This window comes from Chitinimonas taiwanensis DSM 18899 (assembly GCF_900119825.1).
Taxonomy (GTDB): domain Bacteria; phylum Pseudomonadota; class Gammaproteobacteria; order Burkholderiales; family Chitinimonadaceae; genus Chitinimonas; species Chitinimonas taiwanensis.
The window spans coordinates 161,732-174,086 of sequence record NZ_FPKR01000012.1 but is presented as its reverse complement, the minus strand read 5'-3'; the positions used below and the strand labels follow the sequence as shown (position 1 = coordinate 174,086).

Here is a 12,355-nt window from a genome sequence, read left to right as displayed (position 1 = left end):
TTGCCAAGCGATTTAGTTGCGCAGCAAGGCCAGCAGACTGTCGAGCTGATCGAGCGAGGCGTACTCGATGGTGACCTTGCCGCGACCCTTGCGGCCACTGGCGATCTGCACCTTGGCGCCCAGTTTGTCGGACAGGTCTTCCTGCAGGCGGGCGAGGTCGGGGTCGATCTTTTTCTGCGCGATGGCGGTGGGCGTCGGCTGGCCGGCCAGCAGGGCCTGCACCAGCTTTTCGGTCTCGCGTACCGACAAGCCCTTCTCGGCCACCAGCTTGGCCACCTCGATCTGCTTGAGCAGCGGCAGGCTGAGCAGCGCACGGGCATGGCCCATATCAAGCGCACCTTGCATCAGCTGCTCGCGCACCGGTTCGGCCAGGTTCAGCAGGCGTAATAGATTGGTGACGGCCGAACGCGACTTGCCCACCGCGTGTGCGCACGCTTCATGCGTCATGCCGAACTCATCGATCAGGCGCTGCAGACCAACCGCTTCTTCCAGCGGATTGAGGTTTTCGCGCTGGATGTTCTCGATCAGCGCCATCACCAGTACGACTTCGTCGCCGACCTTGCGGATCACGGTCGGTACTTCGCTCAGGCCAGCCTTTTGCGCCGCACGCCAGCGCCGCTCACCGGCGATGATTTCGTAACGATCGACACCGATCTCGCGCACCAGGATGGGTTGGATCACCCCCTGGGTGCGGATGCTCTCGGCCAGATCAGCCAGCGCATGCTCGTCCATATGGGTGCGCGGCTGGTACTTGCCGGGCTGCAGATGATGGGCGGGCAGGGTTTGCAGCTTGTCTTCGCTGGGTGCGGCGCTGCCCAACAGGGCATCCAGACCGCGACCTAGACCTTTGAGTTTGGCCATCGTATTACTTTCCAAAGCGCGCGATCAGCTCGTCGGCCAGCTCGCGGTAAGCCTGCGCACCGCGCGAGGACTTGTCATAAGAGAAGATGGGGCGCCCGAAGCTCGGTGCTTCGGCCAAGCGGATATTGCGCGGAATCACGGTGTTGAACACCTTGTCGCCAAAGTGCTGGGCCAGCTGGGCCACCACCTGCTGAGCCAGCGTGGAGCGCGGGTCATACAGGGTGCGCAACAGGCCGTCGATTTCGATCTTCGGGTTCAGCGCCATGCGCACGCGGCGCATGGTATTGACCAGATCGGTCAGACCTTCCAGCGCGTAGTACTCGCACTGCATGGGAATGATCACCCCGTCCGCGGCGGCCAGGCCGTTCACGGTCAGCATATTCAGGGCCGGCGGACAGTCGATCAGGATGAAGTCGTATTCATTGCGCACCGGCAGCAGCGCTTCGCGCAAACGCAGTTCGCGCCGCTCGAGTTCGATCAGCTCCACTTCGGCGCCACCCAGTTCGCGGTTGGCGGGCAGTACGTCGTAGCCATGCTCGGTGCTGATGCGCACATCGGCAAGCTCGGCGTGGCCGAGCAGCAGGTGATAGATGCTGCGCCCCAGTTCCTGCTTGTCCACGCCCGAACCCATGGTGGCATTGCCCTGTGGGTCGAGGTCGATCAGGAGCACGCGTTGCTCGGCCTGAGCCAGGCCGGCAGCCAGGTTGACTGCGCTGGTGGTCTTGCCCACGCCGCCCTTCTGGTTGGTGATGGCGATCACGCGGCTCATGCGCGCGGCTCCATCCAGACGATGCAGCGCTCGGCACCCAGGCCAGGCACGGCAAGTGCCTGAATGCGGCTGGCGATATCGGCTGGCAGGGCGGCGATTTCCTCGAACGGTTGCACGCCCTTCAGCGCAGCCCACTGACCCTTGGGGGCCAACAGCTGGCGCGTCAGGCGCACGAAATCGCCGAGGTCGGCGAAGGCGCGCGAGGTGATCAGATCAAACGGCTCACCTGACACGTTTTCCACCCGGTCGCACACCACCTGCACATTCGGCAGGCCAAGTTCGATGACGGCCTGGCGCAGGAAGGTGGTCTTCTTGTGATTGCTGTCCAGCAGGGTCAGATGCCAATCGGGGCGCACGATGGCGAAGGGAATACCGGGTTGGCCACCGCCCGAGCCCACGTCGAGCAGGCGGCGCGGTTGTGCACCGGCAATGGGCGTTAGCGCCGCCAGGCTGTCGAGCAGATGGTGCGACACCATGCGCTCGGGCTCGGTGATGGCGGTCAGGCTATAGGTCTTGTTCCACTTGAGCAGCAGCGCCAGATAGGCGAGCAGCCGCGTCACCGTGGCGGCGTCCAAAGCCAGGCCCAGCGCCGCCAGACCCTCCCTCAATTGCTGTTCTTGTGTTTGGCCGATCATGCGGTCTTTTGGGTCGTATCGTTATCCGTGGCGGCCTTGAAGCCGCGTTTCAGGTGCACCAGCAAGAGGCCGATGGCTGCCGGGGTCATGCCTTGCAATCTTGATGCCTGGCCGAGGGTTTCCGGCTTGGCCTGGTTCAGGCGCTGCTGCACTTCCTTGGAAAGCCCCGGCACCTTGCCGTAGTCGAGCTCGGCGGGCAAGCGTACCGCTTCGATATCGCTGCGGCGCGCCACTTCGTCCTTTTGGCGCTCTACATAGCCGGCGTACTTGACCTGGATTTCGACCTGCTCGGCCACCGCTGGGTCGCTGACGGCCTCACCGGCCACCGGCAGGCTGAGCAGACTGGCGTAATCGACGTTTGGGCGGCGCAGTAGTTGCTCGAGCGTGTACTCGCGTTCGATCTGCTGGCCGAATACGCGCTCCGCATCTTCAGCCGACACCAGACGTGGATTGACCCAAGTCGATTTGAGCCGTTCGAGCTCCAGGGCCACCGCATCGCGCTTGCGGCTGAACAGTTCCCACTGCGCATCGCCAACCAAGCCGAGCTTGCGGCCGTCTTCCGTCAGGCGCAGATCGGCATTGTCCTCGCGCAGCTGCAGGCGGAATTCAGCGCGGCTGGTGAACATGCGATAGGGCTCGGACACGCCGCGGGTGATCAGGTCGTCGACCAGCACGCCCAGATAAGCCTGGTCGCGCGTCGGGGTCCAGCCGTCCTGGCCCTGCACTTGCCGCGCGGCGTTCAGACCGGCGAACAGGCCTTGTGCCGCTGCTTCTTCATAACCGGTGGTGCCATTGATCTGGCCGGCAAAGAACAGACCGTGGATGGCCTTACTCTCGAAGGTGGCCTTCAGCGCGCGCGGGTCGAAGTAGTCGTACTCGATCGCATAGCCGGGGCGCAGGATGTGCGCGTTTTCCAGACCACGGATCGAGCGCACGGCGGCCAGTTGGATGTCGAAGGGCAGCGAGGTGCTAATGCCGTTTGGATAGTACTCATGCGTCTGCAAGCCCTCGGGCTCGAGGAAGATCTGGTGCGCATCCTTGTCGGCAAAGCGGTTGATCTTGTCTTCGATGCTGGGACAGTAGCGCGGACCCACGCCTTCGATCACGCCGGTGAACATCGGCGAGCGGTCGAAGCCGGAGCGGATGATGTCGTGGGTGCGTTGATTGGTATGGGTGATCCAGCACGGCAGCTGCTGCGGGTGCATGGCGCGATTGCCGCGTACCGAGAATACCGGTGTCGGGTCATCGCCCGGTTGGGCTTCCATCACGCTGAAGTCGATGCTGCGCCCGTCAATGCGCGGCGGCGTACCGGTCTTCAGGCGGCCAACTGGTAGCTGCAGCTCGCGCAGACGGCTGGACAGGGTGACCGAGGCCGGGTCGCCGGCGCGGCCACCGGTATGGTTCTCCAGCCCAACGTGAATCTTGCCGGCTAGGAAAGTGCCGGCGGTCAGCACGACGGTCGGTGCTTCGAAGCGGATGCCGATCTGGGTGACCACACCAACCACGCGTTCGCCTTCGACCACGATATCGTCGACCGCTTGCTGGAACAGGGTCAGATTCGGCTGGTTCTCCAGCATATGGCGGATGGCGGCCTTGTACAGCACGCGGTCGGCTTGGGCGCGGGTGGCGCGCACGGCCGGGCCCTTGCTGCCATTCAGGGTACGGAACTGGATGCCGCTCATATCGGAGGCCAGGGCCATGGCGCCGCCCAGAGCGTCCACTTCCTTGACCAGATGGCCCTTGCCGATGCCGCCGATCGAAGGGTTGCAGCTCATCTGACCGAGCGTCTCGATATTGTGGCTGAGCAGCAGGGTACGCACGCCCATGCGGGCAGCGGCCAGTGCGGCCTCGGTGCCGGCGTGGCCGCCGCCGATTACGATGACATCGAAACGTTCCGGGTACAGCATGATCCAACCTGTCGTTAAGTGCCTGAATAGTAAAGGCAAAGGGGCTGCATTGTACTGCAAAAGCCGCTGTGGCGGCCAGCCTGGCGGTGTGGGGGCTGGTTCGCCGGCTGCGCTCAAGCTATAACGGGAGCGTTTTCACTCTCGGAACCAACACGAATTCATGGGTATGGATAACTATATTGTCTGGTTTGTCTTGGGCCTGGCCCTGGCCGGTGCGGAAATGCTGGTGGGTACTTTCTACCTGCTGGTGTTTGGTCTGGCCGCCGCAGTGGGCGGTCTGGTGGCGCTGATAGGCCTGGGCCTGGTGCCGCAGTTGCTGGCCGCGGCAGCTTGCGCGATTGCCGGTACGCTCTGGCTGCGCAAGCATCCGATCAGCCGTGGCAAGGCCGTGCCCTCGCTCGACCTGGGGCAGCGCGTCGAGGTTGAACAGTGGAAATCGGCCACCGCCCTGCGCGTACGCTATCGTGGCGCGGGCTGGGATGCGGAAGTGGCTGAGGCGCTGCCAGACCAGGCGGTTGCCCTGTATATCGTCGGCCAGCGTGGCAATACGCTGCTGCTGGCCAGCACGCCGCCGGCAGTCTGATACAAGCTTTACCCCTACTTATTACAAAAGCAGTTTTTCAGGAGAAATAGATGTCGATTGCCTTGGTTCTTTTTGTTGTCGCGCTGATTTTCGCGGTCAAGTCGCTCAAGGTGGTGCCGCAGCAGCACGCCTGGGTGGTGGAGCGCCTGGGCCGCTATCACGGCACGCTGCAGCCTGGCCTGAATGTAGTGGTGCCCTTTGTTGACCGTATTGCCTATAAGCACGATCTGCGAGAAGTGCCGCTCGATGTGCCTAGCCAGATCTGTATCACCAAGGACAATACCCAGCTGCAGGTCGATGGCATCTTGTATTTCCAGGTGACCGATCCGCAGCAGGCTTCCTATGGTTCGAGCAATTTCGAGCTGGCCATCACCCAGCTGGCGCAGACCACGCTGCGTTCGGTGGTCGGCCGTATGGAGCTGGACAAGACCTTCGAGGAGCGCGACGACATCAACCGCACCGTGGTGGCGGCCCTGGATGAGGCCGCGTCCAACTGGGGGGTGAAGGTGTTGCGCTATGAGATCAAGGACCTGACCCCGCCCAAGGAGATCCTGCATGCGATGCAGGCGCAGATCACTGCCGAGCGCGAGAAGCGCGCGTTGATCGCCGCCTCGGAAGGTCGCAAGCAGGAGCAGATCAATATCGCCACCGGTCAGCGTGAAGCCGCGATCCAGAATTCTGAAGGTGAGCGCCAGGCTGCCATCAACCAGTCCGAAGGCGACAAGGCGGCGGCCATCAACCGCGCCGAGGGCGAGGCTGAATCGATCCGCCTGGTGGCGCGTGCCACGGCGGAAGCGATTCACCTGGTCGCACAGACCATCCGCCAGCCGGGCGGCTACGAGGCGGTCAATCTGAAGGTGGCTGAGCGCTATATCGAGGCCTTCGGCAATATCGCCAAGGAAGGCAATACCATGATCCTGCCGGCCAATGCGGCCGATGTGGGCAGCCTGGTGGCGACGGCCATGAGTGTGGTCAAACAGCAGCAAGCAAGCTGAGTGGGTGGCCGGCCTGCGCCGGCTGCCCGAGCCTTCTTACGCAGGGAGTGTGAGCATGTCCGATTCCAAGTATCGCCTGATTACCCGTAGCGACTTTGATGGCCTGGTGTGCGCCGTGCTGCTGAAGGAGCGCGACATGATCGATGACATCCTGTTTGTCCACCCCAAGGACATGCAGGATGGCAAGGTCGCAGTGACCGAGCGCGATATCAGCACCAATCTGCCCTATGTGCCGGGCATCTATCTGGCGTTTGATCATCACTTCTCGGAAACCCTGCGCAATGGCAAGCAGGACAATCACATCATCATCCCCAGCGCGCCATCGGCGGCGCGCGTGGTGTATGAGTACTACGGCGGCAAGCAGGCCTTTCCGCGTGTGACCGAGGACATGATGCTGGCGGTGGACAAGGCCGACTCGGCCGATTTCACTGCCGATGAGATCCTCGCCCCCGAAGGCTGGGTGCTGCTCAACTACCTAATGGATGCGCGTACCGGCCTGGGCCGCTTCCGCGACTTCCGCGTCAGCAATTACCAGCTGATGATGGACCTGATCGAATACTGCCGCAGCCATGGCATCGAAGACATCCTCAGCCTGCCCGATGTGCGCGAGCGGGTGGAGCTGTACTTTGAACATGAGCCACGCGCCAAGGATCAGATCATGCGCTGTACGACAGTCAGTCAGAACCTGGCTGTGCTCGACCTGCGCAATGAGGACACCATCTTTGCGGCCAATCGCTTCATGATTTATGCGCTTTATCCGGAGACCAATATCTCCATCCATGTCATGTGGGGGCGCGACAAACAGAACACCGTGTTCGCCATCGGCAAGTCGATACTCGATCGTTCCAGCAAGACCAATGTGGGCGAGCTCTGCCTTGCCTATGGCGGCGGCGGGCACGAGGCAGCTGGCACCTGCCAGGTCGAGAACGAACGCGCGGCCGAGGTACTGGCCGAGCTGACCCAGCGCATCAATAGCGATGGCTGAGACGCGCTAGTCCGCAAACAACAACGCCGGCCTAGTGGCCGGCGTTGTTGTTTGCGTGCGCTACTTGCAGCAATAAGGCGCGCGGCTAGTGATGATGGTCATGCGGCCCGGCGTGTTCGCCATGCGCCGGGTCATGCTCGTGCTGCCTGTGCTCGGGCTTGCCACCGACCAGGGCGGCCAGCGCCACGACCTTACCGCGCGGTGGCATGCCCAGCCAGGAGGGCTGCAAGGTCACGTGATCGATACCGTAATCCTTGGCCAATAGGCCCTGTATGGCCGCCAGCAGGCGCGGCCAGCTGTCGGCCGATTCGATGACCAGATGGGCGGAGAGCGCGACGCGCGTCGGGCCCAGGTGCCAGACATGCAGATCGTGCACTGACTGCACGCCCTTCTGTTCGGCCAGCGTGTGGCCGATCGCGCGCAGGTCCAGATGGGCGGGCACCCCTTCCATCAGCATATGGCTGGACTGCAGCACCAGCGCCCAGGTCGAGCGCAGGATCAGCACCACCACCAGCAGGGACAGAATCGGGTCGATCGGCTTCCAGCCGGTGGCCCAGATCACCAGACCGGCCAGGATGGCGGCCACCGAGCCGAGCAGATCGCCGAGCACATGCAGCAGCGCTGCGCGCGAATTCATATTGTGGCTGTCGCCGGCCAGCAGCCAGGCGGCCACCAGGTTCACGCCCAGTCCCAGCGCGGCAATCGCCATCACCCCCAGGCCGTCCACCTCCTTGGGGTTGAAGAGTCGGCCCAGTGCTTCAAACGCGATCCAGCCCACCATGGCCAGCATGAACAGGCTATTGATCAGTGCGCCGAGTACCTCGGCGCGTGCATAACCATAGGAATTACGGGCCGAAGCGGGTCGGCGTGCCACCAGCTGGGCGAATAGGGCCAGGCCCAGCGCGGCAGCATCGGTCAGCATATGCCCGGCATCCGACAGCAGCGCCAGCGAGCCGGTGTACAAGCCACCCATGGCTTCCACCACCGCGTAGCCGGCGGTCAGCAATAGCGCGATCAGCATGCGCTTGCGGCTGGCATCGTGATGGTGGTGATGGGCGTGGTGATCGTGGGACATGGTCTTCAGGTTCGGTCAGAAGCCGCGCTAGGTCAACCCGGTAAAGCGCAGCGCATAACGGCGCTCGCCGCTGGCCTGGCCATCTTCGAAGCTGCGTTCGATGAATTCCGCCTCCTCGCGCCCCAGGGTCAGCAGGCTGGTGCTGCGCGTACCGTAGTGCTCGCTGCGGATGAAGATCGCCGACAGCAGGCGCTCCCATTCGGGTGGCACGCCGGTATGCGGCAGTTGCGCATCGGGCGCCAGGCTTGTGTCGGCCAGCAGGGCGAACAGCGCGGCCTCATCCTCGCCGACGGCGCGCATACCGGCTTTCAGCCGCTGCAGCTTGGGCCAGGCGGTATCGAAGCCGGCATTCGACACCGCGTGGATGCCGCGCCCGAAGCGCAGCACGCGCTCGCCTGTGCTTTCGTAGCCGAGCAGATGGCGCCCATCGTAGATCAGCAGATTGAAGGGATTGCAGGCGGCAGCCTGCTCGCGCAGCGCATCCAGCGTGGCGCTGGCGCTCAGTGTGCTGCGCAGCGCGTCGACCACCAGCTGGCCGCGCGAGGGGGCGCCGGCTTGCTGCCGGCTCGGGTCGCGCACATTGGTCAGCGCGGCAAAGCGCCCGCTGCGGCTGATGCCCATCCAACTGCCGCCGGCCTGCAGATCGCGTCCGGCCAGGATATCGCCCTCTGCCCACCAGGCTAGCGGCGCAGTCGGGCGCGCGTAGAACTCATCGCGATTGGCCAGCACGCGCAGGGGTCTGGCGCTACGCGGCTGCCAGTCAAAGCCGATCAGGCACATCTCAGGCCACCAGGCTGTACAGCATGCGGCTGGCGATCAGAATCAGCAGCGCGGCAAAGCACTGCTTGAGCCGCGCCACCGGCAGGCGGTGGGCGAGCGCCGCACCCAGTGGCGCAGTCAGGAAGCTGGCCAGCACGATGCCAGCCAGCGCCGGCAGGTAAACAAAGCCCAGGCTATAGGGCGGCAGATGGTCGAGGCCGGCACCATTCAAGGCATAGCCGGCCAGGCCGCCAAGTGCGATGGGCAGACCCAGCGCGGCCGAGGTACCGACCGCCTGCTGCATGTTTACATTGCACAGGGTCAGGAAAGGCACCGAGAGCGAGCCGCCGCCAATGCCGACAAAGGCCGAGATGCCGCCGATCACCCCGCCAGTGCCCAGCAGGCCGGCGCTGCCCGGTAGCTGGCGGCTCGGTTTGGGCTTGAAGCCGGACAGCATCTGCGCGGCGACCAGATAGGCGAACAGGATGAAAAACCATTTCAGGCCCAGCGAGGGCAGGCGCGCGGCCAGCCAGGCGCCGGCAAAGGTGCCGAAGGCGAGGCCGAATGCCATGCGCCTGACCACCGGCCACTGCACGGCACCGCGCGCATGGTGGGCGCGCAGGCTGGAGATGGCGGTGAAGATGATGCTGGCCAGCGAGGTACCGAGCGCGATATGCAGGATATGTTGCTCGGGAAAGCCGCCGCGCTCGAACACGGCGATCAAGGCCGGTACGATGATCAAGCCACCACCCACGCCCAGCAGGCCGGCCAGAAAGCCGGCTGCAGCGCCGATGAGCAGGAAGGCGAGCAGGCTCAGGCTGATCATGCCGTCTCTCCCAGCAAGGCCATCACCGCGCGCCAGTGTGACGGCTCGACTGGCGTGATGGACAGGCGATTGCCGCGCGCGAGCAAGAGCATGCCCTCGAGTTCAGGCGCTTCGCGCATCGCGTTCAGGCTCAGATAGCGTGTCTGCTTGAGAAAGCGCACATCGACCTGCTGCCAGCGCGGTGCTTCGGGCTTGGATTTCGGGTCGTAATACGGACTGCTGGGGTCAAACTGGGTCGGGTCGGGATAGGCGCCGGAACAGACCTCGACAATGCCGGCTACGCCCGGCTGCTTGCCGCCAGCGTGATAGAACAGCACGCGGTCGCCGATCTGCATCTGGTCACGCATGAAGTTGCGTGCCTGGTAATTGCGCACCCCATACCAACCCACGGTCTGGCTTGGCAGGGCGGCCAGATCGGCAATGCCCAGCTCCTCCGGTTCGGCCTTCATCAGCCAGTAGCGCATGGCGTCTCCTGCCTTCAGCTGCAAAAAAAGCAAGCCTAGCCCAGCCGGGCAGCGGCGCCAAATGACGGTGTGGATGCTAGCCCGGCAACTGTCCGGCGCGGCAGCGGTAGTGGCAGCGCTCGGTCAGCACGGCGTCAAGGCGCACATCGTGCGCGTCCAGTGTCAGTGTGGGCACGCGCTGGCAGTCGAAGGCCGCACCAATCAGCTTGGGCCGGCGGCCAATGCGGCGCGCAAAGCTGCTGTCGTAATAGCCACCGCCCTGACCAAGACGACCACCCTGGGCATCGAAACCGACCAAGGGCAGAAAGACCACGTCCAGCGCGCGCGCAGCGCAGCGTCGTGGTGCATGGTATTCGGCGATGCCATGCCGGTTGCGCCGCCAGCTGCCACGCGGGTCGGCCAGGTCGGCAAAGCTTAGCCGGCGTCCGCGCCGCGGCACCACCGGCAGCCAGACCGAGCAGCCGCGCTGCTGCGCCAGGGTGATCAACACGGCCAGCGACAGTTCCGAGCCCACCGCCTGGTAAGCACCGATGCGTCGTCCGGGTTGTAGCCAGCGCAAGGCGCGCCCTGCTACGCGGCGGGCAGCCTGCTGGCGCGCAGCGCGCGGCACGGCCAGGCGGCGACGGCGTAGTTCACGGCGCAGGCTGGCTTTATCGGTCATGGATGGGGGAGGTAGTAAGCGGGGAGGGGATCCCCGCGGGCGCCGTTCCGGCTCACATCTTGAACCTAACGGTTCAAGTGGTCACGCGCGGCACGCCATCAGGCTCATCGGATAAACGATGGGCACAACAGGCGCGGCCAGCTACGCAGCCGAGGTCAATATATTGGTTCAAAGAATATCGAACCGGAACGAACGCCGCAGGGAAACTTTGAAAGAGCGGGCAGTGAGACTGCCGGGGGGGTCAGAACAGCTGCTGCTGTTCCTTCAGCGACTCGTCGATGGTCTGCTGCATGCGGCCGATTCTACGCTTAAAGTCGGCCATGTCCAAACCACCGGCCACGCGGGTATTCATGAACTCATGCGTGATATTGAGTGCGGCCATGATGGCAATCTTGTCGATGCCCATCACATTGCCGCTATCGCGCAGCTCGCGCATCTTGGCATCGAGGTAGTTGACCGCTTCCAGCAGCGCGGCTTCTTCGGCCGGCGGGCAGGCGACACGGAACTCGCGTCCCATGATAGTCACATCCAGCTGCTTGATCTCGCTCATTGGGCTGCCTCCTCGGCTTGCGGCAGTTGCGCGAGCAGGGCGTCGACACGCGCTTTGGCGCCTTCCACCTTCTCGTTCAGGCGCTTATTGTCGTTCTTCAGCACCAGCACCTCCTGGCGCAGGTCGAGGTTCTCGGCCCGCAGCTGCTGGCACAGCTTGGCCAGTGCGTTGATGCGGTCTTCCAGACTCTGGAGTTCAGCTTCCATGGCGGGCGTCGTGGGCAATGAAGGAATGGGCCGATTCTAGTCGATTTTGCTGGCCGCGCGTTCAGTCCGGCTGGTCTGCCTCGTCCTGCACGGTTGCGTCTTCCTCCTCGCCCAGGTCCATATCGAGCGGGTCGTTCGGCCGCTCCAGCGAGATGCGCCCCAGCGTGGCGGCGCGGAAGTCGGTCAGGATGCGCTCGGCGGTCTTCTGCTCGTCGAGGCGATTGCCGGGCAGGATATAGCCCATCGCGCGCCCGGCCTGTTCGAACAGCACATCGCCCGGCTGGCTCAGATCCTTGAGCTTGTAGCGGGTGGCAATCGTGCTGGGGGCATGCAGGGCCAGCCAGCCCATCGCATACCAGGCCACATCCACTGCATCGAAGGCATTGCGGCCTATGGTGCCGGACAGGGCGAGCTTGTAGCCATGATTGTTCGAGGCGATCTTCGGCCACATCATGCCGGGGGTGTCGACCAGGATGGTGCTGTCCGGCAGCTCGATGCGCTGCTGGCTCTGGGTCACGCCCGGGGTGTCGGCCACCTTGGCCAGCTTGCGCTTGGCCAAGTGGTTGATCAGCGTGGACTTGCCGACATTCGGCACGCCCAGAATCATCGCGCGCACCGGTTTTTCACCGCCAGTGCGATGCGGCACCAGCTCACGGCACAGCTTGAGCAATTTGCCCATATCGCGTGCCTTGGTCGCTTCTTCCAGGGTGATGACCGCGGTATTCGCTTCCTGCTTGAAAAACTGCACCCAGGCGGCCGTTACCTTGGGGTCGGCCAGATCGGCCTTGTTTAGCACCTTCAGGCTGGGACGCTGGCGATGCACGCGCAGCTCATGGATCAGCGGGTTGGTGGTGATCTGCGGCAGGCGCGCATCGAGTACCTCGATGACCATATCCACCTTGGCCATGGTGTCGGCGATCTGCTTCTTCGCCTTGTTCATATGGCCGGGGAACCATTGGATTGCCATCGTCAGTACTCGCTTGAAAAGATAGGGCCACGGCTGAAAGCGCGTAGGCCGGAAGGGCGCGGATTATACCCGCACAGCGAAAGGGCCGGAAAATCAATACAATAGCGCCTCG

Annotated in this window: 15 protein-coding genes and 1 other RNA gene; 3 read left to right on the top strand and 13 right to left on the bottom strand. The window is 63.9% G+C overall.

Features of this window, described 5'->3' with window-relative positions; all coding sequences use genetic code 11:
* Nucleotides 1-12 precede the first annotated feature (12 nt).
* From BT173_RS15410 to mnmG, 4 genes are read right to left on the bottom strand one after another with little or no spacing between them, the layout of a single operon-like run.
* On the bottom strand, nt 13-861 hold the full coding sequence (locus tag BT173_RS15410) for a ParB/RepB/Spo0J family partition protein (protein ID WP_072429550.1): 849 nt from the start codon (nt 859-861) through the stop codon (nt 13-15).
* Between the two features lie 4 nt (nt 862-865).
* Complete coding sequence (locus BT173_RS15405) at nt 866-1,630, bottom strand: ParA family protein (protein ID WP_072429549.1); 765 nt, start codon at nt 1,628-1,630, stop codon at nt 866-868.
* Complete coding sequence (rsmG, locus tag BT173_RS15400) at nt 1,627-2,265, bottom strand: 16S rRNA (guanine(527)-N(7))-methyltransferase RsmG (RefSeq protein WP_072429548.1); 639 nt, start codon at nt 2,263-2,265, stop codon at nt 1,627-1,629. The genes BT173_RS15405 and rsmG overlap by 4 nt, the downstream gene beginning before the upstream one ends.
* Nucleotides 2,262-4,172: a tRNA uridine-5-carboxymethylaminomethyl(34) synthesis enzyme MnmG gene (gene mnmG, locus BT173_RS15395; RefSeq protein ID WP_072429547.1), complete on the bottom strand. Its 1,911-nt coding sequence runs from the start codon at nt 4,170-4,172 to the stop codon at nt 2,262-2,264. The genes rsmG and mnmG overlap by 4 nt, the downstream gene beginning before the upstream one ends.
* Before the next feature lie 166 nt (nt 4,173-4,338).
* On the opposite strand from mnmG, the gene BT173_RS15390 reads away from it, so the two are divergent.
* The 3 genes from BT173_RS15390 to BT173_RS15380 are packed head-to-tail and all read left to right on the top strand — an operon-like array spanning nt 4,339 to nt 6,735.
* Nucleotides 4,339-4,755 carry an NfeD family protein gene (locus BT173_RS15390; protein WP_072429546.1) on the top strand — a complete coding sequence of 139 codons (417 nt, stop codon included), beginning with the start codon at nt 4,339-4,341 and terminating at the stop codon, nt 4,753-4,755.
* 50 nt (nt 4,756-4,805) lie between these two features.
* Entirely contained in the window at nt 4,806-5,750 is a 945-nt protein-coding gene (locus BT173_RS15385) for an SPFH domain-containing protein (RefSeq protein WP_072429545.1), read from the top strand.
* 55 nt (nt 5,751-5,805) lie between these two features.
* Complete coding sequence (locus BT173_RS15380; RefSeq protein ID WP_072429544.1) at nt 5,806-6,735, top strand: DHH family phosphoesterase; 930 nt, start codon at nt 5,806-5,808, stop codon at nt 6,733-6,735.
* Between the two features lie 85 nt (nt 6,736-6,820).
* Here BT173_RS15380 and BT173_RS15375 read toward each other — a convergent pair whose 3' ends face one another.
* The 9 genes from BT173_RS15375 to ylqF form a co-directional block, all read right to left on the bottom strand.
* Nucleotides 6,821-7,810, bottom strand: a complete 990-nt coding sequence (locus BT173_RS15375; protein WP_072429543.1) for a cation diffusion facilitator family transporter — start codon at nt 7,808-7,810, stop codon at nt 6,821-6,823.
* A 27-nt stretch (nt 7,811-7,837) separates the two neighbouring features.
* Nucleotides 7,838-8,590 carry an NRDE family protein gene (locus tag BT173_RS15370; protein WP_072429542.1) on the bottom strand — a complete coding sequence of 251 codons (753 nt, stop codon included), beginning with the start codon at nt 8,588-8,590 and terminating at the stop codon, nt 7,838-7,840.
* A gap of 1 nt (nt 8,591) precedes the next feature.
* Nucleotides 8,592-9,395, bottom strand: coding sequence for a sulfite exporter TauE/SafE family protein (locus BT173_RS15365; RefSeq protein WP_175545614.1), 804 nt, complete (start codon nt 9,393-9,395; stop codon nt 8,592-8,594).
* On the bottom strand, nt 9,392-9,859 hold the full coding sequence (locus BT173_RS15360; RefSeq protein WP_072429541.1) for an EVE domain-containing protein: 468 nt from the start codon (nt 9,857-9,859) through the stop codon (nt 9,392-9,394). The genes BT173_RS15365 and BT173_RS15360 overlap by 4 nt, the downstream gene beginning before the upstream one ends.
* 76 nt (nt 9,860-9,935) lie before the next feature.
* The gene (locus BT173_RS15355) at nt 9,936-10,520 is read right to left on the bottom strand and encodes a 5-formyltetrahydrofolate cyclo-ligase (RefSeq protein ID WP_072429540.1); all 585 of its coding nucleotides are present in this window, start codon (nt 10,518-10,520) and stop codon (nt 9,936-9,938) included.
* Between the two features lie 26 nt (nt 10,521-10,546).
* A non-coding RNA gene (ssrS, locus tag BT173_RS15350) (6S RNA) lies at nt 10,547-10,727 on the bottom strand.
* Between the two features lie 34 nt (nt 10,728-10,761).
* On the bottom strand, nt 10,762-11,070 hold the full coding sequence (locus tag BT173_RS15345; RefSeq protein WP_072429539.1) for a cell division protein ZapA: 309 nt from the start codon (nt 11,068-11,070) through the stop codon (nt 10,762-10,764).
* Nucleotides 11,067-11,276, bottom strand: coding sequence for a hypothetical protein (locus BT173_RS15340; RefSeq protein ID WP_072429538.1), 210 nt, complete (start codon nt 11,274-11,276; stop codon nt 11,067-11,069). The genes BT173_RS15345 and BT173_RS15340 overlap by 4 nt, the downstream gene beginning before the upstream one ends.
* A 61-nt stretch (nt 11,277-11,337) precedes the next feature.
* On the bottom strand, nt 11,338-12,243 hold the full coding sequence (gene ylqF, locus BT173_RS15335; protein WP_072429537.1) for a ribosome biogenesis GTPase YlqF: 906 nt from the start codon (nt 12,241-12,243) through the stop codon (nt 11,338-11,340).
* Nucleotides 12,244-12,355: the final 112 nt, after the last annotated feature.